The organism is Pseudoduganella sp. GCM10020061 (assembly GCF_042683405.1).
Classification (GTDB): domain Bacteria; phylum Pseudomonadota; class Gammaproteobacteria; order Burkholderiales; family Burkholderiaceae_D; genus Telluria.
On sequence record NZ_JBHUJS010000002.1, the window covers coordinates 547,738 to 567,192 of the forward strand.

Genomic DNA, 19,455 nt, shown 5'->3' on the forward strand with positions numbered 1-19,455 from the left:
CGCGTGTATCACGCGGATGTGGGTATAACTGCTAGAAACATTGCACAAAATTGCCGTTCTTCACGCATTGTCGGCCATCTGCGTCGACTGTCGTGTTGCCGACCGGCGGCGGCATCGGGACGCCGTCGGCGCGCACGCAGGTGGCGCCGAAGCACTCGACCGGCACCGGGCGCGACGGCACGACCGGCGTGACGCCGGCGGACGGCGCCGGCACCGGCGCCGGGACGTAGCCCGAGGTGCTGTACGGCGACGGCTGCATGGGGATGGGCTGCTGGCGGGTCGGTCGGCGCGGCGCGAGCTTGCGGCGCGCGGGGTCCTTCTGCGCTTCACGCTTGTTGCGCTCGGCCACGGCGCGCATCGCCGCGGCCTGCTCTTCCTGGGTGGTGTGCAGCTTCGGTCCGTACGACAGCGGCGGGTCGAGCTTCTCGGGCGGCGGCGTGCTCTGGGCAAGCGCCGCCAGCGGCGAGGCCGCGAGCAGGATGGTGGCGAAGGCTGCGCTCAGGATTTTCATATGTCCACATGATCGCGCAAACCGGCCGTCGCTGCCGACCACCAAAACAATTGGTAACAAGCAGGGCTAGCGCCCCTGCGCCTGCGCCTGCGCCAGCGCGGCGCGCACGCGCTCGGCCAGGTCGGCCTGGCGGTAGGGCTTGGCCAGCACGTCGCCCTGCCACTGGTCGCGGCCCGGCAGTTCGTCCATGTAGCCGGTTGCCAGCAGGACCGGCAGGCCCGGGCGCAGTTCGCGCACGCGCTCGGCCAGTTGCACGCCGTTCATCCCGCCGGGCATGATCACGTCGGTAAACAGCAGGTCGACGTCCGGTTCGCTGGCCAGCTTGGCCAGCGCGTCCTCGCCGCCGCTCGCCGCGATGACACGGTAGCCGAGCGAACCCAGCACCGCTTCGGCCAGCACCCGCACGTCCTCGCTGTCTTCCACGAGCAGGATGGTGGCACCCGGCGCCGCCTGGGCTTCGGCTGGCGGATGCTCCTTTTCCAGCTCGGCCCGGTTAGCCGCCGCCGCCGGGAAGATCATGTTCACGGTGGTGCCAACGCCCGGTGCGCTGTCGATTTCAAGGCGGCCATTGGACTGCTGCACGAAGCCATGTACCATCGCCAGGCCCAGGCCCGTGCCCGGTCCCTTGGTGGTGAAGAACGGCTCGGTCGCGCGGCGCAGCACGTCCCGCTGCATGCCCTGACCCTCGTCGCGCACGCGCAGCACCACGTAGTTGCCGGGCGCGAGGCCGTGCGCCATCACCTGGCTAGGGTCGGAGATCACCGAGGTGGCCACCGTCACCTTGCCGCCTTCGGGCATCGCATCGCGCGCATTGATCAGGACATTCAGCAGCGCCATTTCGAGGTGGGTGGGATCCACCAGGCATTGCGGCAGCCCGGGCTTGAGGTCGAGCTGGAGCTCGACCGTATCGCCCAGGGTGCGCACCAGCATTTCGCTGAAGTCCACCACCAGGGCGTTGAAGTTGACCTGGCGCGGCTCCAGGCGCTGCTTGCGCGCGAAGGTCAGCAGCTCCTGCGTCAGCTTGCCGGCCCGCGCGGCGGCGCGCTGGGCCCGCTCGATGGGCTGCAGGGCCAGCGAGTTGGCGTCCAGTGCGCGTGCGGCGAGTTCGAGATTGCCTGAGACCACCTGCAGCAGGTTGTTGAAATCGTGCGCGAGGCCGGCGGTGAGCTGGCCGATCGCCTCCATTTTCTGCGCCTGCAGGTAGGACTGCTCGGAGACGCGCCGCCGCGTGATGTCCATCTGCGAGGAGAAGTTGAACAGCAGCTTGCCTTCCTTGTCGAACACGGGACCGATGAACAGGGCATTCCAGAACGGCGTGCCGTCCGCCTTGTAGTTCAGGATGTCGACGGCGACCGCGCGCTGCTCTTTGAGCGCGCTGCGCACCTCGGCCACGGTGGACGGATCGGTCTCGGCGCCCTGCAGGAAGCGGCAGTTGCGGCCCAGCACCTCGGACTCCTCGTAGCCGGTCAGGTCGAGGAACGCGCGGTTGACGAACACCACGGGCTCGTCGGGCAGGTTGGGATCGGTCACCAGCATGGGCATGCGGGTCATTTCGACGGCGGCGAAGAAGATATTGCCGCGGTCGTTCAGGCTCCCGCTTTCGATATAGCTGGCTTGCCAGTGACGCATTCCCGGATTGGCGCCCGGGTTGCCGAAGGGGCTGACGCTGTTGCCTTCCAGCTCGCCGGCAGCGGGCACGCCGGCGCTCTGGCCGCCGCCTTCACTGTCGAGCTGCTGGTTGCCGTCTTTTTCCCTTCCCTTGACCATCTGCGTCATCCGCGTGCGTGAACGTTGGTAAGGACATCCTAACCGTGCACGCTGGGAAACGCTGTTCGCTGATTCACATAGTGCGGTCCAGCTGCATCGGCAGGAAGGCAATGCCGTTCATCTCGGTGCGCGTGCCGGTCGCCCGAAAGCCCAGCGCTTCATACAGCGGCACCGCATGGATGCTCGAATTGACGGTGAACAGGCCGGGATTGCCGTGCGCGCGCGCGTGGTCATGGACAGCCTGCCATAGCCGGGTGGCCAGCCCGCGCCGCTGGAACGCGGGCGCGACGAACAGGTGGTACAGGTGCCGGTTGTCGCGCAAGGCCACCGCGCCCGCGAGCACGCCGCCTTCGAAACCGACCAGATAATGCATGTTCGGGGCTGCGATCGTGGTGGCGATGGAAGCCGGCGACATGGTGGCGATGAACGCCTCGGCGCCGTGGCCGGCCGGGTCGATGGTGAGGTGGTGCATGACGCTGCCGATCAGCGCGCTGATCGCGTCGGCGTCGGATGCGTTGGCGATCCGGATATCCATGAGACGTGCAGGAGTTGGCGAGCCTGTAGCTTAGCATCGCCGGTGACGGTCCCGGAAGGGGACCGTCACCTGGTCATGATCTCGCCCGGCGGCCTACGGGCTGAAGATCGGGGGACGGTCCCCTGGCGGGGACAGTCCCACACTGCGGGGCTTACTGCGCCGGAGGCACGTCAGCCGCCGGCAGTTCGGTCACCGGGGTCGCAGGCGCCATGTCGGCAGGCTGCACGTGCGCAGCAGGCTCGCTGGCCACGCCCAGCCAGCCGGTGGCCGGCAGCAGCGGCACCAGCAGCAGCGCCACGATGTTGATGATCTTGATCAGCGGGTTGACGGCCGGGCCGGCGGTGTCCTTGTACGGGTCGCCCACGGTGTCGCCGGTGACGGCGGCCTTGTGCGCATCCGAACCCTTGCCGCCGAAGTTGCCGTCCTCGATGTACTTCTTCGCGTTGTCCCATGCGCCTCCGCCGGTGGTCATGGAGATCGCCACGAACAGGCCGGTGACGATGGTGCCCATCAGCAGGCCGCCCAGCGCCTCAGGGCCGAGCAGCATGCCCACCAGGATCGGCACCACCACAGGCAGCAGCGACGGCACGATCATTTCGCGGATCGCCGATGCGGTCAGCATGTCGACCGCCTTGTCGTATTCCGGCTTGCCGCTGCCGTCCATGATGCCCTTGATGGTCTGGAACTGGCGGCGCACTTCTACCACGACGGCGCCCGCCGCGCGGCCCACCGCTTCCATCGCCATCGCGCCGAACAGGTAGGGAATCAGGCCGCCGATGAACAGGCCGACGATAACCATGTGGTTGGACAGGTCGAACGAAATGCGGTGGCCCACCGACTCCAGCGCGTGGGTGTAGTCCGCGAACAGCACCAGCGCGGCCAGGCCGGCCGAGCCGATCGCGTAGCCCTTGGTGACGGCCTTGGTGGTATTGCCGACCGCGTCCAGCGGGTCGGTAATCGCGCGCACCGAATCGGGCAGGCCGGACATCTCGGCGATGCCGCCGGCGTTATCGGTAATCGGGCCGTAGGCGTCGAGCGCCACGATGATGCCTGCCATCGACAGCATGGAGGTGGCCGCGACGGCGATGCCATACAGGCCGCCCAGCTGGTAGGACACGACGATCGCCGCGCACACGGCCAGCACCGGATAGGCGGTCGCCTTCATCGACACGCCCAGGCCGGCGATGATGTTGGTGCCGTGGCCGGTGGTCGAGGCTTCCGCGATATGGCGCACCGGCTTGAAGTCGGTGCCGGTGTAGTACTCGGTGATGTAGACCATCAGGCCCGTCAGCACGATGCCGACCAGCGCGCAGCCCATCATCGACATGCGCATCGCCTCGTCGGCCCAGAGGTACCAGGTGACCGCGCCAAAGCCGATCAGCGACAGGCCGGCGGCCCACCACAAGCCGGTGTACAGGGCCGACATCACGTTCTTGCCCGGCTTGGCCTTGACCATCGAGCAGCCGATGATCGAACCGATGATCGATACCGCGCCCAGCACCAGCGGATAGATGACCGCTTCGGTCGCCATGGTGGTGAACATCAGCGCGCCGAGCAGCATGGTCGCGATCAGCGTGACGACATAGGTCTCGAACAGGTCGGCCGCCATGCCGGCGCAGTCGCCGACGTTGTCGCCCACGTTATCGGCGATCACCGCCGGGTTGCGCGGGTCGTCTTCCGGAATACCCGCTTCCACCTTGCCCACCAGGTCGGCGCCGACGTCGGCGCCCTTGGTGAAGATGCCGCCGCCCAGACGGGCGAAGATCGAGATCAGCGATGCGCCGAAGGCCAGGCCGATCAGCGGCTTGAGCACCTCATGCTCGGCGGCCGAACCGCCCGCCATGATGAGGTACCAGTAGAACAGGGTCACGCCCAGCAGGCCCAGGCCGACCACCAGCATGCCGGTGATGGCGCCGCCCTTGAAGGCGACGTTGAGCGCTTCGTTCATGCCGTGCGTGGCTGCCTGCGCGGTGCGCACGTTGGCCCGCACCGACACGTTCATGCCGATGAAGCCGCAGGCGCCCGACAGCAGCGCGCCGACCGCGAAGCCGATCGCGGTGTTGATATCGAGGAGAACGCCGATGGCGATCAGGAGGACGACGCCGACCAGGCCGATGGTGCGGTACTGGCGCGCCAGGTAGGCCGCTGCGCCTTCCTGGATCGCCTGCGCGATCTGCTGCATCCGGGGGTTCCCGGGGTCCTGCTTGAGGATCCAGCTCCGACTGATCAACCCATACAGTACCGCTATCACGCCACACGCAACTGCAAATGCTAGAAAGCCTGCTGCCATATCGTCCCCTTAGTTCTAAGATCAAGTAACACAACAACACAAACGGAAAGGCCGGATGTCGCCGGCCATCTGACTGCGTACTGCTAAACCTTGAAGCTGAAACTGATGCGAAACCGATGCAACGATGCGCGCGCGTGCGCGAAAAAAAGCGGACTGGAGGTCCGCTTTTTTTGATGTACTGGATTAGCTGGCGAGCGCCGCGAAGGCTGCCTCGCGGACCTCGTCCAGAGGTCCGACGCCGGAAATCTTGCGGTACTTCGGCGCGCCCGGCTCGCCGGAGGCGGCCCACTTGCCGTAGTAGTCCAGCAGGGCCTCGGTCTGGTTGTGGTAGACGGACAGGCGCTTCATCACGGTTTCCGGCTTGTCGTCGTCACGCTGGACCAGCGCCTCGCCGGTCTCGTCGTCCTGGCCTTCGGTCTTGGGCGGATTGAATTTGGTGTGATACACGCGGCCGGAAGCCGGGTGCGAGCGGCGGCCGCTCATGCGCTCGATGATGGCCTCGTCCGGCACATCGATCTCGAGCACGTAGTCCACATTGATGCCGGCTTCCTTCATGGCTTCGGCCTGCGCGATGGTGCGCGGGAAGCCGTCGAACAGGTAGCCATCGGCGCAGTCTGCTTCTTTCAGGCGGTTCTTCACCAGGCCGATCATGATGTCGTCCGACACCAGGCCGCCCGCCTCCATGACCTTCTTGGCTGCCATGCCAAGCTCGGTGCCTTCCTTGATGGCGGCGCGCAGCATGTCGCCGGTGGAGATCTGGGGGATGTTGTACTTTTCCTTGATGAAGTTTGCCTGGGTGCCCTTGCCTGCCCCCGGAGCCCCTAGAAGAATAAGACGCATGTAGATTCCTAAAACAAGATGTATATTTTTTTAGCGACCTGACGCATGGATGTTGCTTGATGCATATGGCACTGCCCTGATACGAAACTTACCACAAAAGCTACGCCAAGCGTCAACTTTGATAGCTCAGCCTTACCCGTTCCAGGTCCTCCGGCGTGTCCACGCCGGCGCCCGGCGCATCGGGCGTGATGTGCACCGCGATCGGGTATCCATGCCACAGCACGCGCAGCTGTTCCAGCGCTTCCACCTGCTCCAGCGGCGCCGGCTCCAGCGTGGGGTATTGCTGCAGGAAGGCCGCGCTGTAGGCATACAGGCCGATGTGGCGCAGCGGCGCGTAACCCGGCGGCAGCGTGCTGGTCGATTTGGCGAACGCGTCGCGGTGCCATGGAATGGTCGCGCGCGAGAAGTACAGGGCGCGGCCCTGCTTGTCGAGCACCACCTTGACCACGTTGGGATTGAAGACTTCGGCCGGATCGGCGATCGGGTGCGCGCAGGTCGCCATCGGCACGCCCGGTTGGACCAGCGCCGCGGCGGCGGCCAGCAGGGCCGGATCGATCAGCGGCTCGTCGCCCTGCAGGTTGACGATCACCTCGTCGGCGCCAAGGCCCAGCTGCTGCGCCACTTCCGCAATGCGGTCGGTGCCGGACGGATGATCGGCGCGCGTCATGCACACTTCCACGCCATGGGCGCAGCAGGCAGCTTCGATATCGGGATGGTCGGTCGCGACCACGATGCGGGTGGCTCCGGACAGCTGCGCGCGTTCGGCCACGCGCACCACCATCGGCTTGCCGCCCAGGTCGGCGAGCGGCTTGTTCGGCAGGCGCGTGGACGCCAGCCGCGCCGGGATGATGACGGTAAACGCCATCGTTATTGCGGCTCGATGGTGCGCGCTTCGTCGGCCCACATGATCGGAATGCCGTCACGGACCGGGAACGCCAGGCGGTCGCCGCGGCAGATCAGCTCCTGCGTTTTCTTGTCGTATTCGAGCGGGCCTTTGCACAGCGGGCAGACCAGGATATCAAGCAGTCGGGCGTCCACGACATTTCTCCACAATTTGTTTGGCCAGCGCCGCATCGATCTGCGCGCTGACCGGGACGACCCACAGGCGCGGATCGTTGTTCAAGTGTTCAAGTTGGCGACATTTTACTGCATCCTTCTCGGTGATCAGGATGACATCGGCATTGGCCTGCGCGAACGGGTTGGCGATGAAGTCGTAGTGATCCGGCAGCGGCAGCTCCTCGAACGCGAGGCCGGCCTCGCGCAGCATGGCGAAGAAGCGGCCCGGATTGCCGATGCCGGCGGCGGCCAGCAGGCGCCGGTTGGCCAGCGCCGACAGCGGCGCGCGCTCGATCCCGTTCAGGCGGATCGCCACGCTGCCGCCCAGTTGCATGCGGTACGGCGCGCCGCCGACCTGGCGCTCCAGCTTGGCCGGGATGTGCGGCGCGTTCACGACGGTAAAGTCGCGCCGCCGCCTGGCGGGTTCGCGCAGCGGACCGGCCGGCAGCAGCCAGCCGTTGCCGGCGCCGCGGCTGTCGAACAGCACGATCTCGACGTCGCGCGCGAGCGGGTAGTGCTGCAGGCCGTCATCCGAAATGATCACATCGACCTCGGGGTGGGCGGCCAGCAGCGCCCTGCCCGCGTCCACGCGCTTGCGGCCGACGAACACGGGGCAGCCGGTGCGCTGGGCGATCAGGAGCGGCTCGTCGCCCACCTTGCCCACATCGGAAAAGCGCGTGACCTCGCGCACGAAGACCGCTTCGCTGCCGTGGCCGCGCGAGATCACCCCGGGCGTAAAGCCGGCCGCGCGCAGCGACTCGGCCAGCCAGATGGTGAGCGGGGTCTTGCCGGTGCCGCCGACGAACACGTTGCCGGCCACGACCACCGGCACGGGCAGGCGTTCGGACTTGAGGATGCCGGCGCGGTACAGGCCGGCCCGTCCTGCGGACAGCGCGCGGAACACGAGCGAGACCGGCCACAGCGCACAGGCGAGCAGGCCGCGCCGCATCCAGGCGCGCATCAGGGTTCGTTCGAGGGATCGATCTGCCATAGGAGAGATAGTGTTACCACCGTCACCCCAAGACCTGAGGTCGCACTCGGCTGGGATGACGGTTTGGGTGCAGCTTTATTTGCCGGCGCCGGCGGTCTGGGCGGCGAAGGTGAGCTTGTCGTAGCCGGCCACGCGCGCCGCCTCCAGCACATTGACCACCATCTGGTGCATCGCGAACTGGTCGGCGTTGACGATCACCACCGGCGACTGCCCTTCCGGCACGCCGGCGGCGCGGCTGGCCGCGCGCATGTCCTCGGCCAGGCCGCCCACGCTGTGGAAGGACACGGCGTTGCCGTTGATGGTGTAGTTACCCTTGGCGTCCACCGTCACGTTCAGTTCCAGCGGCTTGTCCAGCGCCTTCTCGGCTTCCGCAGTGGGCAGCGTGATCTGCAGCTCCGTGAACTTGCTGTAGGTGGTGGTCACCATCAGGAAGATCAGGATCACCAGCAGCACGTCGATGAACGGGATCAGGTTGATCTCCGGTTCCTCGCGCTTGCGTCCCCTGCGAAAATCGATCATTTGCGGTCCCCGTGGACGATGTCGACGAACTTCACGGCCTGCTGTTCCATGTCGATGATGAAGCTGTCGACCAGCGCGCGGAAGTGGCGGTATGCCACCAGCGCCGGCATCGCGATTGCGAGGCCGAAACCGGTGTTATACAGCGCCACCGAAATCCCGTGCGCCAGCTGCGCCGGATTGGCGCCGGTCGCGTTCTGCGCCCCGAAAATCTCGATCATGCCGACGATGGTGCCGAACAGGCCCATGAGCGGCGCCAGCGACGCGATGGTGCCGAGCGTGGTCAGGAAGCGCTCCAGCGTGTGGGCCACGCCGCGGCCGGCTTCCTCGATCGCCTCCTTCATCACTTCGCGCGGCGCGCTGACGTTGCGCAGCGCGGCGGCCAGCACCGTGCCGAGCGGCGAATTGCGTTCCAGCGTGGAAACGATCTCCGGCGTCACCTTGCCGTTGTGGTAGACCCGCACCACCTCGTCGAACAGCTGCGGCGGCAGGATTTTCGAGCGGCGCAGGTAAATGATGCGTTCGATGATCAGCGCCAGGGCGATGATCGAGGCGATCAGCAGAAACCAGATCGGCCAACCGGCGGCTTGTAGGATGGCGAGCAACGCGGACTCCATGTCATGGGGAAAAACGCAATGTAACGTGTCATTTGCACTGGTGCAAGGGGAGCGCCGCGGGCGGGTGTGGGGTTTTCCCCAAGTAATGAACAGAAACTGTGGATAAGATTGTGAGCAAGGGGTGGCGCACGATTGCAAGTGCTTGAAATTGCTCAGTAAATTTCCCGCGATGAAAAATGTGGCACGATGTCCGGCTGAGTTCATCCACAGTTTTGCACACAAAATGTGGATAAGATTGTGAGCAATAAGATTGACGCTCGACAAAGTCCTTGATTCCTAAGAACAAATTTCTCCTGCGTAAAAAAACGGCACGGCGGGGTTTTCTGCCTTGCGCGCCTGCATCTGCACAGTTACCCCCGCAAACTGTGGACAACTTTGTGAAGAACTCTTAAGTCTTTCACGAAAGTGCTTGATCCGTAAGGAAAAATTTGGTTTTGCCTTAAAACAAGGCATTGCCATAATCCCTTTAAAATCAAATACTTGCATTCTCTGCTTGCTGCCTGGCGGAATTTATGACATAAGCATCCTCCGCTTCTTCCCAGCTGTGGACAGCTCACCGGTAAAATGTCGCAATGCAAACAGAAAACCACGATCCGGCCTATGCCGCGCCCCCGGTCCTGAGCGTTACCGCGCTCAACCAGCAGGTCGCGCGGCTGCTCGAACGCACCTTCCCGCTGGTGTGGATCGGCGGCGAGATTTCCAACTTCACCCGCGCCGCCTCCGGCCACTGGTATTTCACGCTCAAGGATGACGCCGCCCAGGTGCGCGCCGTCATGTTCCGGGGCCGCGCGCAATTCGCCGGCTTCACCCCGCGCGAAGGGGACAAGGTGGAGGTGCGCGCCCTGGTCACCCTGTATGGCGCGCGCGGCGACTACCAGATCAACGTGGAAGCGATCCGGCGCGCAGGCGTCGGCCAGCTGTACGAAGCCTTCCTGCGGCTGAAGGAAAAGCTGACCGCGCAGGGCCTGTTCGACCAGGAGCGCAAGCGCGCCATCCCGCTGTTCGCGCGCAGCATCGGCATCGTCACCAGCCCGCAGGCCGCGGCGCTGCGCGATGTGCTGACGGCGTTGCGGCGGCGCGCCCCGCACGTGCGCATCGTGCTCTACCCTGCCCCCGTGCAGGGCCAGGGCGCGGCCGAACGCATCGCGCTGGCCATCCGTACCGCATCGAGCCGCGCCGAAGTCGACGTGCTGCTGGTGTGCCGCGGCGGTGGCTCGATCGAAGACCTGTGGTCCTTTAACGAAGAGATCGTGGCGCAGGCGATCGCCGCGGCCAGCATGCCGGTGATTTCCGGCGTCGGCCACGAGACCGACTTCACCATCGCCGACTTCGCGGCCGACCTGCGCGCCGCCACCCCGACCGCGGCGGCCGAACTGGCGGCCACCGCGCAGGCGGACTGGCTGGCATCGTTGCAGCAGGACGCCACCGACTTGCGGCGCGCGATGGCGCGCACGCTCGCCGACGCCAACCTCGCCCTCGACAGCTACTCGCGCCGGCTGCTCAGCCCTTCCGCCCAGATCGCGCACCAGCGCATGAAGGTGGCCGCGCACGCCACCGCGCTGACGCATGCCGTGCGCGCGCCAGCGCACCGCGCCAACCTCGCGCTGTCGCAGCTGCGTTCGCGCCTGGCCGCGCGCGCGCCCGACCTGGCCGCGCTGCGCACCGACCTGCAGACGCGCCAGCGGCGCGCCGCCACCGGCATGTCCACCCTGCTGCGGGTGCGGCGTGCGGAACTGGCCTCGCTCGCGTCCCAGCTCGAACTGCTCAACCCGCAGCGCACGCTCGAGCGCGGCTACGCCATCGTCACCGACGTCAAAGGGCACGTGCTGCGTTCGCCCTCCCAGATCAAGGTGGGCCAGGCGATCGGCGTGCGGCTGGCCGACGGCAGCGCCGAAGTGGGCGTCGCCAGCGTGCAAGATCTGCTGGAATAATGCAGCAATCGCATAACCGAATTACAATATCGACCGGTCACCGACATCCAACAGAAAAAGGACACAAGATGGAACATACCCTGCCGCCACTGCCATACCCGATGGACGCCCTCGCACCGGCGATCTCGAAGGAAACCCTCGAGTACCACTATGGCAAGCACCACCAGGCTTACGTCACCAACCTGAACAACCTGATCAAGGGCACCGAGTTCGAGAACATGTCGCTCGAAGAGATCATCCTGAAATCTTCCGGTGGCATCTTCAACAACGCCGCCCAGGTGTGGAACCACACCTTCTACTGGAACTGCATGGCGCCGAACGCGGGCGGCGCACCGTCGGGCGCGCTGGCTGACGCCATCAACGCCAAGTGGGGCTCGTTCGACAACTTCAAGGCCGAATTCAGCAAGGCATGCGTGGGCAACTTCGGCTCCGGCTGGACCTGGCTGGTCAAGAAAGGCGACGGCTCGGTCGACATCGTCAACACCAGCAATGCCGGCACCCCGATGACCTCGGGCGACAAAGCGCTGCTGACCTGCGACGTCTGGGAGCACGCCTACTACATCGACTACCGCAACCTGCGTGCCAAGTACGTCGAGACCTTCTGGACCGTCGTCAACTGGAAACAGGCCGAATCCCTGTTCGCCTAAGTTCCCTAAAAACCGCCTCACGGCGGTTTTTTTTGCGCCATCTCAAGCGCGGGGTCAGGCCTGGCTCCAGAGCGAAGACCTGTCCCCGCCGCTTACAACACTGTGCCAGACCCCGGGTGCATTTCCCGCCACTCTGGCCGCGCACGATTGGCGCAGCATCGGCAGCCGCTACTTTCCACCGCATTTTTCCGCACGCGTCCTGATCCCGGTCAAGCGCGGGGTCAGGCCTCGCTTCCCCTGGGGGTCAGGCACCGGCCCGCAGTGTTGTGTTGTTGTCACGAAATGTAGCGAAATGCATCGAATCGTCGGGAATGGTGATTTTCGTTAATTGCTTCGATAGAATGGGCGGTCAAGGAGAAAAAACTATGTACCGTGTCCTGTTGGTGGAAGACGATGAGCGGCTCGCGTCGCTCGTGACGGAATACCTGGCCGGGTATGAGTTCTCGGTGGAGGTGGTGTCGCGCGGCGATGAGGCGCTCGACCGCTTCAAGCTGGTTTCGCCCGATGTGGTGGTGCTCGACCTGATGCTGCCCGGGATGGATGGCATGCTGGTGTCGCGCCAGATCCGCGAGGTGTCGGAGGTGCCGATCCTGATCCTGACCGCACGCGAAGATTCATACGACGAGGTCTCGCTGCTGGAACAGGGCGCGGACGACTTCATCAACAAGCCGGTCCAGCCGCGCGTGCTGCTGGCGCGCCTGCGCGCCCTGCTGCGACGCGCATCCGGCAATGCGCCGCAGGACGCGGATGTGATGTCCTTCGGCGCGCTGACCATCGTGACCAGCGACCGCACCGTGACCTGGCGCGACGAGCCGGTTTCGCTCAGCAACACGGAATACAAGCTGCTGGTGGTGCTGGCCGAATCGGCCGGCCATGTGCTGTCGCGCGATGCGCTGCTCAAGAAGATGCGCGGGATCGAGTTCGACGGCATGGACCGCAGCATCGACAACAGCATCTCGAAGCTGCGCCGCAAGTTCGATGACGCGGACTCCGACAAGATCAAGACCGTGTGGGGCGAAGGCTACCTGTTCTCGCCGTCGGCCTGGGCCTGACCCTTCCCCGAACAACGAAGCCGCCGCGCGCAAGCCCGGCGGCTTTTTTTCAAAAATGGGGACAGACCCCATTCTCGAAACAAAGAATGGGGACAGACCCCATTTTCGAAATGGGGTCTGTCCCCATTTCGTTCGAAGCTGCGCCGCAAGTTCGATGACGCGGACGCCGACAAGATCAAGACCGTGTGGGGCGAAGGCTACCTGTTCTCGCCGTCGGCCTGGGCCTGATCATTCCCCGAACAACGAAGCCGCCGCGCGCAAGCCCGGCGGCTTTTTTTTCAAAAATGGGGACAGACCCCATTTTCGAAACAAAGAATGGGGACAGACCCCATTTCGTTCGTTTGCGGCGCCGCAGCGCCTATCTGTTCGCCGTCGGCCTGGACCTGATCCCTTCCCCGCACAGAATCGAGTCTCGAAAATGGGGTCTGTCCCCATTTCGTGGGGACGAAAAAAAGCCCACGGACTGTGAAGTGCCGTGGGCCAAACGGAAAACCGATTCAGGCGTTATGTTAATGAGTTGGCCACGCTAATTCATCCGGCAGATGTCGCGCATTTGTCGTGAATTTGTAAAGACGGCATGCAAGCGGCGCGCAGCTGCGGCTACCGCCGGAAGGCAGGCAGGCAAAGGCTGCGCACGCAGGCGCACGCCCGTAGGAACAGCAGGGAAAGCGGGGATTATTCGAACAGCGGCGCGATCGCTACCGGCGCGTGATGCGTCGATACCTGGCCGGCCACCGGCACTTCGGCGAAGCGGTAGTTGGCGATGCGGAAGTGCTCGACCGCGTCGCCCGGGAAGGCGGCGCCCTCCTCCACGCGCAGCGGCGCATCCTGCTCGCCGCGGCGCAGGCGCACGACGACGTCCGCGTCGCCCTTCGGATAGGCGAAGCGCACGCCCACGCACTTCTTGCCCGCGACCGAGGCCGGCGCAAGGTAGCGCTGGTAGGCGAGCGCCTGCTCGCATGCGGCGCGCAGGTCGCCGGTCTCGTACACGCCATCCGGCCGCACGGCGATCGAGATGCGCGGCCGGAACACGTACTGCGTGACGTCCTGGTTCAGCACCAGCGCGGCGTTCTCGTCATACGCGGCCTTCAGCAGCGGGAAGACGGCGCGCCCGGTGGCGTCGAGCGGGAGGTTCAGCTGCGTGGCCTTGCCGCTCAGGGTCAGGCGCAATCCGTCCAGCGGCGCGGCCTTGTCCTTCGGCGCGACCTGCAGCGTGCTTTGCAGGAGCTGCTTCGGCTTGCCGTATTTTTCGAACCGCACCATCTGCTTGTAGGCGTCGCGGTAGCTGACCCAAGCGTCGCCATGCGACTGCGCGGCCGCGGGCAGTCCCGCCGCCAGCAGCATCGCAAACATCAGCGCGTTGTGTCCGAAAAATCGCATGGTCAGAAGCGGTAAGCCAGTGCAGTGCTGACAGTGTAATTGGTCGACCGCTCGACGAGCGGGCTCTTGGCGGCGTCGCCGCGCAGGTGCGTGACCTGCAGCTGCGACGCCAGGATCCACGATGGCGACAACGCATAGTTCCAGCGCACGCCGGCATGCACGTCGCGCAGGCCGCCGCCCGGCACATGGGTAGCGCGGCGGCTGAGCAGCGCTTCCTCGTCGCTGATGCCGAAGTAGGCGCGGTTGTGGGCGCTGTTAACGAACGTCAGGCCGGCCGACGCCGACACCTTGTGGCGCGGCGCGAGGTCCGCAGCCAGGTGCTGCAGGTCGATCGTGTAGCGCAGGCCGCGGCGGTCATGGCCGGCGCCATAGCCGATGGTGTTGTTGACGCGCAGGCGCTCGTTCAGGTAATGATTGAAGAAGCCACCCACTTCCAGTCGCGCGCCGATCTCCTTGATGCCGTCCAGCCGCGCCGCCGGGTCCCCGGTCTCGAACGAGGGCTGCAGCTTGACGCCTTCGCCGGACATGCCGCCGAGCCCGTTGCCGTTGCCGGAGGCGTCGCGCTTGGCCAGTACCGTCACCAGCGGGCCGTATTCGACAGACGGGCGATCGGACAGATGCATCCCTGCGCTCATGCCGGAGACGAAGAACCCGTTGCTCCACTGGACCTGCAGCACCGGCAGCGCACGTTCCTTGCGCGAGCGCGCGCCGTCCCACTCCGGGGTCGACACGATGCCCAGCCCGACGTACATGTCGCGGCTGCCATCTGGCATCGGGTTGTTGGCGGGTGTCTGGGCCGATGCTGCGCCGCAGGCTGCCGCCAAAACGAGGACGAGGGACTTGTGCATGTTGTCTGGTCTAACGAGTTCCGATGGCCGCCATTTTAGCGGCTACTGCCGGGCTCCCCAAAAAAACGGCCCGCCAGGGCGTAATGCGGCCTGGCGGACCGGTACGTCATCAGTTACCTGCGCTCTCGGTTGCGAATACGACCTGGTCGTCGGTACGTTCCATGCTCACGATGTGCGCAGGCGTGCGCAGGATCTGGGTGCATGCCATCCCGGCCGGCCGCTCGGCGACGCGGCGGATCACGGTGACGACCGATCCGGAGCGCAGCGCGCGCGGCAGGGAAATGCCGGCGCAGCCGTCGCCCGGACCGTGGAACGAAGCGACCACCATATTGCGCGTGAAGTCGACCGCCGGCGCGGCGCTGCCTGCGCCCTTGTGTTCGGCCCACAGGGTTTCCCACGCTGCCTGGTCCTTGATGACGGCATTGCGCGCCAGCCCGTGCAGGGAGTGGGCGCTGATGTCGATCGTGGCCAGCGGCACGTTGGTAGCGGCCGACTGGACGAATTCGACCGGCACGTCGCTGCGGTCGATCACCGCCAGCACGGCCGGGGAACCCATCACCATCGTGCACACCTCCGGCATGGCGGTCGTGACCGAATAGGCGACGGTCTGCCTGGCGCCGTCGTTGCGCACATGGTGCAGCGAGACGCCGCCGCAGCCATGCGGGAGCTGGCCGGCGAACACGCCGACCACCATCTTCTGGCTGAAATCGATGGCCGGCACGTCGGGCACCGGCACGCGGTTGCCCATGTGCTTGGCCCACAGGGCCCTGAATTCAGCCGCATCGCGGATCACGACATTCTGCGCGCTGGTCACGCCGGACACTGCCTGCTGGGACAGCAGGCGGAAGTCGCGCGCCACGGAGGTCGGCTGGGGATGCGGCTCACCCACGGCAATCTGCGGCAGGGACAGGGCGGCGGGATTGGTCGCCGCGCCACCGCCGCACGCTTCCAGCAGTCCTACTGCGATGAAGGGGACGAGGTGGACGATCCGGCCGTATAACATCATGGTGCTGCTCCATAGCTTTTTCAGATATGTACACATCTTATGGGCTGGCCGCCGCGAATTCCGCCGCGACTTGTACTGTGATTGTCGGAAAATTGTAATTGGCGCGAACGGAGCTGCATCTTATACAATTGATGCATGGAAGTAACGACCCTCCCCTCCCCCGCCGTGTCCACCGCAGCAACCTGCCGGCAGGGCGTGCGCCGCCGATGAACCGGCTATTCTTCCGTTTCTTCATCCTGGTCATGCTGTCAATTACGGCAGCGACTTTCGTTATTTATTTCGCAATTTCGCGCCTGTTCGGCGATCCGCTCGAGGACATTGCGCGGCGCCAGGCCGCCGCCCAGATCTTCGTGCTGGAGCAGTACGTCGACCGGGCCTCCGCCGACGAATGGCTGACGCGCCTGAACAAGGTGCGCGAGGTGTCGGAGGCGAACTTCGAGATCGTCCCGCTGGCTGCGGCGCGTGCCGCCCTGCCGCCCGCATCGCTGGCCGCATTCGAGCGCGGCGAGCTGGTGGTGCTGCCCGCCGAGCGCGCGTTCTACCGCCGCGTGGACCTCAAGGGCGAGCGCTATGTCGGCAGCGACGAGGAAGCGATCCTGGCGCTCGACCTGCCGATCGATATCGGCCTGGCGCTCAAGATGGAGGCGGTGCGCTACGTGATCGTCGCGCTCGCGCTGCTGATCCCGATCGCGCTGTGGTCGCGTTCTCACTGGAAGGGTCTGCAGCAGCTGTCCGCGGTGGCGGACGATTTCGGCAGCGGCAACCTGGCCGCGCGCGCACGCATGCGGCCGAACGACAGCATCTATCCGCTGGCCGAGCGCATCAACGCGATGGCGGGCCGCATCGAGGCGCTGCTCGAGGCGCAGCGCAACCTGCTGCACTCGGTGTCGCACGAGGTGCGCACGCCGATCGCGCGGCTGGAGTTCGCGCTGGAGCTGCTGCGCGATGCGGCGCGCGACCCGGCGCTGGAAAAACGCATCGCGGGCATGGAAGGCGACCTGCGCGAGCTGAATGGGCTGGTCAATGAGCTGCTCGGCATGACGAAGCTGGACAGCCGGCCGCAGCTCGATCTCGAAACGGTGGATGTGAAGCCGATGCTGGAGGGCCTGGCGGCGGCGCTGGCGCCCGCCCCTGCGCGGCTGGAGCTGGACCTGCCGGGCAACCTGCCGGCCGTGCAGGCGGACCGGCGCCTGCTGGCACGGGCGCTGGACAACCTGCTGCGCAATGCGCAGAAGTATTCGGACGGGCATGTGGCCGTCTCGGCGCGCGCCGCGGGCCGGCAGTTATCGGTGCTGGTCGAGGACAATGGCCCGGGCATTCCGGAGGCGGAGCGCGAGCGCATCTTCGAGCCGTTCTACCGGATCGACCGCAGCCGCGACCGGGCGACCGGCGGGTTCGGACTGGGATTATCGATCGTGCAGAAGGCGGTGGCGCTGCACGGCGGCAGCGTGACGATCGGGACGTCGAAGCTGGGCGGGGCCAGCTTCACCGTCGTCATTCCCGTCGAGGCGGGGACCGTCAGCGGACGTGGGTAAGGCCGTACCAGAGGTGCTGGAACCAGTATTCGCGTGAGCGCACGGTCTTCATGCACACTTCGTCGACCTTGCCCTTGAAGACAGGGTCCTGGCACATGCCGCTTTCCATCGCGTGGCGGTGGTTTTCGGCGCGCACCAGTGCCACCGCCAGCCAGATGATGAGTCCCAGCGACAGGACCGCAATCGACCACGCGATGTGGTTCACGTAACTGGTCTCGAACAAGTCTTCCTCGTTGGGGGAAGACTTGTCGAACATCTTCAGGATGCGTTGTTCCTTGTCGTCGCTCATTTCTTGCTTGCTGCTGCCTTCGCGACGAGTGCGTCGAGCACCTGGGTGAACGCGGTGCCGGTCACGGCACCGGACTTGCTGACGATCGCAGGCGAAGTGACATAGCGGCCATCGATGATCACGGTCGGCACGCTCTCCACCTTATAGGCGTTCAGCACCTGCGGCACGCGCCTCAGCTTGGTCTTCACGCCGAACGAGTTCCAGTACTCCTTGAACTTCTTGGTGTCGATGCCCTGCTTTGCGATCCATTCGAAGATGACTTCCTCGCGGTTCAGGCGCACGCGCTGCACGTGCATCGCGTGGAACACGCGTGCGCTCATCTGCTCGGACAGGCCCATCGCCTCCAGCGTCAGGTGCAGGTGCGCTTCCGGGTCGTTCGGGCCGGTGGCCGGCATGTGGACGCGGCGGAAGTGGATGTTGTCGCCCTGGCGCTTGGCCCAGCCGGCGATCAGCGGCTCGAGCGAGTTACATGCCGGGCAGTGGTACATGAAGAATTCGATCACTTCGACCTTCTTGCCGACGGTCTGCGCAGGCACCGGCTGCGCCAGTTCGACGTATTCGACGCCGACCTTCGGGGAGGTGGGCGAGGCGAAAGCGGTGGCGACGGCCATGCCGGCTGCGGCGACTACAAAACGAAGGGAACGCATTATTGAATCCTTTTCTGAACGGTTAAGCGAACGATCGCGAGATTACCATTTTTTCGGCGCCTGTCGGGCTCGGGCGGCCGATTTTTGCAATTGCTTACCTCTTTAACGGATGGTTTGCGCGGCGCGAGCGGGCCATCTCGATCGCCTGGCACAGCGCCTGGGCGCCATCGGCGATGCGCGGGCTGGCCCGCGTCAGCAGTTCGGCCTGGACTTCGAACAGGTTGCCCTGCCTTGCCGCCAGCAGGCCGGGATAGCGCTTCCACATCGCGACGCCGGTGTCGTCCGGCTCGAACTTCTGGCTGCCGACCACCGCTTCCGGGTTCGCCTTGAGCACCGCCTCCAGCCCCACTTCCGGCGCCAGCGTGGGAAGCGCCGCGAACACGTTGACGCCGCCGCACAGGCGGATCGCGTCGCTGACGATGTGGCCGCCCGACAGCGTGTACAGGGGGCGGTCCCATACCTGGTAGAACACGCGCACCGGCGGCCTGCTGCCGTAGCGCGCCCGGAGTCCGGCGATCCGCGCGCGGTAGCTGCGCGCGGCCGCGTCGGCCGCCGGCCGCGTTCCCATCAGCGTGCCGAGGCGCTCCATGCTGGTGGCGACGTCCTCCAGCGCGCGCGGTTCGCTGTAGAAGACCGGGATGCCGAGCCGGGACAGCTCTTCCAGCTGGCGCGCGGTGTTCCCGCTGCGCCAGGCGACCAGCAGGTCCGGCTTGAGCGCCAGTACGCGCTCGATGTCGATGCCGCTGTTCGAGCCGACCAGCGGCAGCTTCGCGGCAGCGGCCGGATGGTCGCTGAAGTTCATCGCGCCTGCCACGTGCGCGCCGCCGCCGGCGGCGAACAGCAGTTCCGTGATGTGGGGCGCCAGCGAGATCACCCGGCCGGCCGGGCGGGCCAGGGTAACGGTGCGCCCTTCGTCGTCCACGACGCTCACGCCGGCATGGACCAGCAGCGGTAACGCGGCGGCCAGCAGCGCCAGCGCGTGGTGAAAGAATCGCAT

At 65.7% G+C, this 19,455-nt stretch carries 21 protein-coding genes; 4 read left to right on the forward strand and 17 right to left on the reverse strand.

Annotated features, from left to right (window positions below; genetic code table 11):
* Positions 1-31: 31 nt before the first annotated feature.
* The 11 genes from ACFSQR_RS06265 to ACFSQR_RS06315 all read right to left on the reverse strand — a co-directional run bounded on the left by ACFSQR_RS06265 (position 32) and on the right by ACFSQR_RS06315 (position 9,609).
* Positions 32-511, reverse strand: coding sequence for a hypothetical protein (locus ACFSQR_RS06265; RefSeq protein WP_377728780.1), 480 nt, complete (start codon positions 509-511; stop codon positions 32-34).
* Between the two features lie 66 nt (positions 512-577).
* Positions 578-2,287, reverse strand: a complete 1,710-nt coding sequence (locus ACFSQR_RS06270; protein WP_377728781.1) for a histidine kinase famiy protein — start codon at positions 2,285-2,287, stop codon at positions 578-580.
* A 64-nt stretch (positions 2,288-2,351) separates the two neighbouring features.
* A complete protein-coding gene (locus ACFSQR_RS06275; protein ID WP_377728782.1) occupies positions 2,352-2,813 on the reverse strand; it encodes a GNAT family N-acetyltransferase in 462 nt (153 codons plus the stop codon).
* A gap of 151 nt (positions 2,814-2,964) precedes the next feature.
* Complete coding sequence (locus ACFSQR_RS06280; RefSeq protein WP_377728783.1) at positions 2,965-5,103, reverse strand: sodium-translocating pyrophosphatase; 2,139 nt, start codon at positions 5,101-5,103, stop codon at positions 2,965-2,967.
* Positions 5,104-5,286: 183 nt separating this feature from the next.
* Complete coding sequence (gene adk, locus ACFSQR_RS06285; protein ID WP_377728784.1) at positions 5,287-5,943, reverse strand: adenylate kinase; 657 nt, start codon at positions 5,941-5,943, stop codon at positions 5,287-5,289.
* Positions 5,944-6,055: 112 nt separating this feature from the next.
* Complete coding sequence (gene kdsB / locus ACFSQR_RS06290) at positions 6,056-6,808, reverse strand: 3-deoxy-manno-octulosonate cytidylyltransferase (protein ID WP_377728785.1); 753 nt, start codon at positions 6,806-6,808, stop codon at positions 6,056-6,058.
* Positions 6,809-6,810: 2 nt separating this feature from the next.
* Positions 6,811-6,981, reverse strand: a complete 171-nt coding sequence (locus tag ACFSQR_RS06295) for a Trm112 family protein (RefSeq protein ID WP_377728786.1) — start codon at positions 6,979-6,981, stop codon at positions 6,811-6,813.
* Entirely contained in the window at positions 6,962-7,960 is a 999-nt protein-coding gene (gene lpxK, locus ACFSQR_RS06300; protein ID WP_377728787.1) for a tetraacyldisaccharide 4'-kinase, read from the reverse strand. The genes ACFSQR_RS06295 and lpxK overlap by 20 nt, the downstream gene beginning before the upstream one ends.
* Positions 7,961-8,065: 105 nt before the next feature.
* The gene (locus tag ACFSQR_RS06305) at positions 8,066-8,506 is read right to left on the reverse strand and encodes an ExbD/TolR family protein (protein WP_377729029.1); all 441 of its coding nucleotides are present in this window, start codon (positions 8,504-8,506) and stop codon (positions 8,066-8,068) included.
* Complete coding sequence (locus ACFSQR_RS06310; RefSeq protein WP_377728788.1) at positions 8,506-9,111, reverse strand: MotA/TolQ/ExbB proton channel family protein; 606 nt, start codon at positions 9,109-9,111, stop codon at positions 8,506-8,508. The genes ACFSQR_RS06305 and ACFSQR_RS06310 overlap by 1 nt, the downstream gene beginning before the upstream one ends.
* Positions 9,112-9,399: 288 nt before the next feature.
* On the reverse strand, positions 9,400-9,609 hold the full coding sequence (locus ACFSQR_RS06315; RefSeq protein ID WP_377728789.1) for a hypothetical protein: 210 nt from the start codon (positions 9,607-9,609) through the stop codon (positions 9,400-9,402).
* A gap of 86 nt (positions 9,610-9,695) precedes the next feature.
* Here ACFSQR_RS06315 and xseA point away from each other — a divergent pair, with 86 nt between their 5' ends.
* The 3 genes from xseA (at position 9,696) to ACFSQR_RS06330 (ending at position 12,753) form a co-directional block, all read left to right on the forward strand.
* Positions 9,696-11,054, forward strand: a complete 1,359-nt coding sequence (gene xseA / locus ACFSQR_RS06320) for an exodeoxyribonuclease VII large subunit (protein WP_377728790.1) — start codon at positions 9,696-9,698, stop codon at positions 11,052-11,054.
* A gap of 68 nt (positions 11,055-11,122) precedes the next feature.
* On the forward strand, positions 11,123-11,701 hold the full coding sequence (locus ACFSQR_RS06325; RefSeq protein ID WP_377728791.1) for a superoxide dismutase: 579 nt from the start codon (positions 11,123-11,125) through the stop codon (positions 11,699-11,701).
* A gap of 365 nt (positions 11,702-12,066) precedes the next feature.
* Positions 12,067-12,753, forward strand: a complete 687-nt coding sequence (locus ACFSQR_RS06330) for a response regulator (protein WP_377728792.1) — start codon at positions 12,067-12,069, stop codon at positions 12,751-12,753.
* A gap of 675 nt (positions 12,754-13,428) precedes the next feature.
* Here the strand turns inward: ACFSQR_RS06330 and ACFSQR_RS06335 are convergent.
* The 3 genes from ACFSQR_RS06335 to ACFSQR_RS06345 form a co-directional block, all read right to left on the reverse strand.
* On the reverse strand, positions 13,429-14,133 hold the full coding sequence (locus ACFSQR_RS06335; RefSeq protein WP_377728793.1) for a hypothetical protein: 705 nt from the start codon (positions 14,131-14,133) through the stop codon (positions 13,429-13,431).
* Between the two features lie 2 nt (positions 14,134-14,135).
* On the reverse strand, positions 14,136-14,981 hold the full coding sequence (locus ACFSQR_RS06340; RefSeq protein WP_377728794.1) for a MipA/OmpV family protein: 846 nt from the start codon (positions 14,979-14,981) through the stop codon (positions 14,136-14,138).
* 109 nt (positions 14,982-15,090) lie between these two features.
* Positions 15,091-15,987 carry a hypothetical protein gene (locus ACFSQR_RS06345; protein ID WP_377728795.1) on the reverse strand — a complete coding sequence of 299 codons (897 nt, stop codon included), beginning with the start codon at positions 15,985-15,987 and terminating at the stop codon, positions 15,091-15,093.
* Positions 15,988-16,193: 206 nt separating this feature from the next.
* Here ACFSQR_RS06345 and ACFSQR_RS06350 point away from each other — a divergent pair, with 206 nt between their 5' ends.
* Entirely contained in the window at positions 16,194-17,522 is a 1,329-nt protein-coding gene (locus ACFSQR_RS06350; RefSeq protein WP_377728796.1) for an ATP-binding protein, read from the forward strand.
* On the opposite strand, the gene ACFSQR_RS06355 is transcribed toward ACFSQR_RS06350, so the two are convergent.
* The 3 genes from ACFSQR_RS06355 to ACFSQR_RS06365 all read right to left on the reverse strand — a co-directional run bounded on the left by ACFSQR_RS06355 (position 17,506) and on the right by ACFSQR_RS06365 (position 19,455).
* Entirely contained in the window at positions 17,506-17,811 is a 306-nt protein-coding gene (locus ACFSQR_RS06355; RefSeq protein ID WP_377728797.1) for a hypothetical protein, read from the reverse strand. The genes ACFSQR_RS06350 and ACFSQR_RS06355 overlap by 17 nt on opposite strands.
* On the reverse strand, positions 17,808-18,458 hold the full coding sequence (locus tag ACFSQR_RS06360) for a thiol:disulfide interchange protein DsbA/DsbL (protein WP_377728798.1): 651 nt from the start codon (positions 18,456-18,458) through the stop codon (positions 17,808-17,810). Before ACFSQR_RS06360 ends, ACFSQR_RS06355 begins: the two co-directional genes overlap by 4 nt.
* Positions 18,459-18,552: 94 nt before the next feature.
* A complete protein-coding gene (locus tag ACFSQR_RS06365; protein WP_377728799.1) occupies positions 18,553-19,455 on the reverse strand; it encodes a cobalamin-binding protein in 903 nt (300 codons plus the stop codon).

Bases quoted from the DNA above. Each gene is read 5' to 3' on its own strand.
- ACFSQR_RS06265 (WP_377728780.1), bottom strand. From the start codon at position 511: ATGAAAATCCTGAGCGCAGCCTTCGCCACCATCCTGCTCGCGGCCTCG.
- ACFSQR_RS06270 (WP_377728781.1), bottom strand. From the start codon at position 2,287: ATGACGCAGATGGTCAAGGGAAGGGAAAAAGACGGCAACCAGCAGCTC.
- ACFSQR_RS06275 (WP_377728782.1), bottom strand. From the start codon at position 2,813: ATGGATATCCGGATCGCCAACGCATCCGACGCCGACGCGATCAGCGCG.
- ACFSQR_RS06280 (WP_377728783.1), bottom strand. From the start codon at position 5,103: ATGGCAGCAGGCTTTCTAGCATTTGCAGTTGCGTGTGGCGTGATAGCG.
- adk (WP_377728784.1), bottom strand. From the start codon at position 5,943: ATGCGTCTTATTCTTCTAGGGGCTCCGGGGGCAGGCAAGGGCACCCAG.
- kdsB (WP_377728785.1), bottom strand. From the start codon at position 6,808: ATGGCGTTTACCGTCATCATCCCGGCGCGGCTGGCGTCCACGCGCCTG.
- lpxK (WP_377728787.1), bottom strand. From the start codon at position 7,960: ATGCGCGCCTGGATGCGGCGCGGCCTGCTCGCCTGTGCGCTGTGGCCG.
- ACFSQR_RS06315 (WP_377728789.1), bottom strand. From the start codon at position 9,609: ATGCAAGTATTTGATTTTAAAGGGATTATGGCAATGCCTTGTTTTAAG.
- xseA (WP_377728790.1), top strand. From the start codon at position 9,696: ATGCAAACAGAAAACCACGATCCGGCCTATGCCGCGCCCCCGGTCCTG.
- ACFSQR_RS06325 (WP_377728791.1), top strand. From the start codon at position 11,123: ATGGAACATACCCTGCCGCCACTGCCATACCCGATGGACGCCCTCGCA.
- ACFSQR_RS06330 (WP_377728792.1), top strand. From the start codon at position 12,067: ATGTACCGTGTCCTGTTGGTGGAAGACGATGAGCGGCTCGCGTCGCTC.
- ACFSQR_RS06335 (WP_377728793.1), bottom strand. From the start codon at position 14,133: ATGCGATTTTTCGGACACAACGCGCTGATGTTTGCGATGCTGCTGGCG.
- ACFSQR_RS06340 (WP_377728794.1), bottom strand. From the start codon at position 14,981: ATGCACAAGTCCCTCGTCCTCGTTTTGGCGGCAGCCTGCGGCGCAGCA.
- ACFSQR_RS06345 (WP_377728795.1), bottom strand. From the start codon at position 15,987: ATGATGTTATACGGCCGGATCGTCCACCTCGTCCCCTTCATCGCAGTA.
- ACFSQR_RS06350 (WP_377728796.1), top strand. From the start codon at position 16,194: ATGAACCGGCTATTCTTCCGTTTCTTCATCCTGGTCATGCTGTCAATT.
- ACFSQR_RS06355 (WP_377728797.1), bottom strand. From the start codon at position 17,811: ATGAGCGACGACAAGGAACAACGCATCCTGAAGATGTTCGACAAGTCT.
- ACFSQR_RS06360 (WP_377728798.1), bottom strand. From the start codon at position 18,458: ATGCGTTCCCTTCGTTTTGTAGTCGCCGCAGCCGGCATGGCCGTCGCC.
- ACFSQR_RS06365 (WP_377728799.1), bottom strand. From the start codon at position 19,455: ATGCGATTCTTTCACCACGCGCTGGCGCTGCTGGCCGCCGCGTTACCG.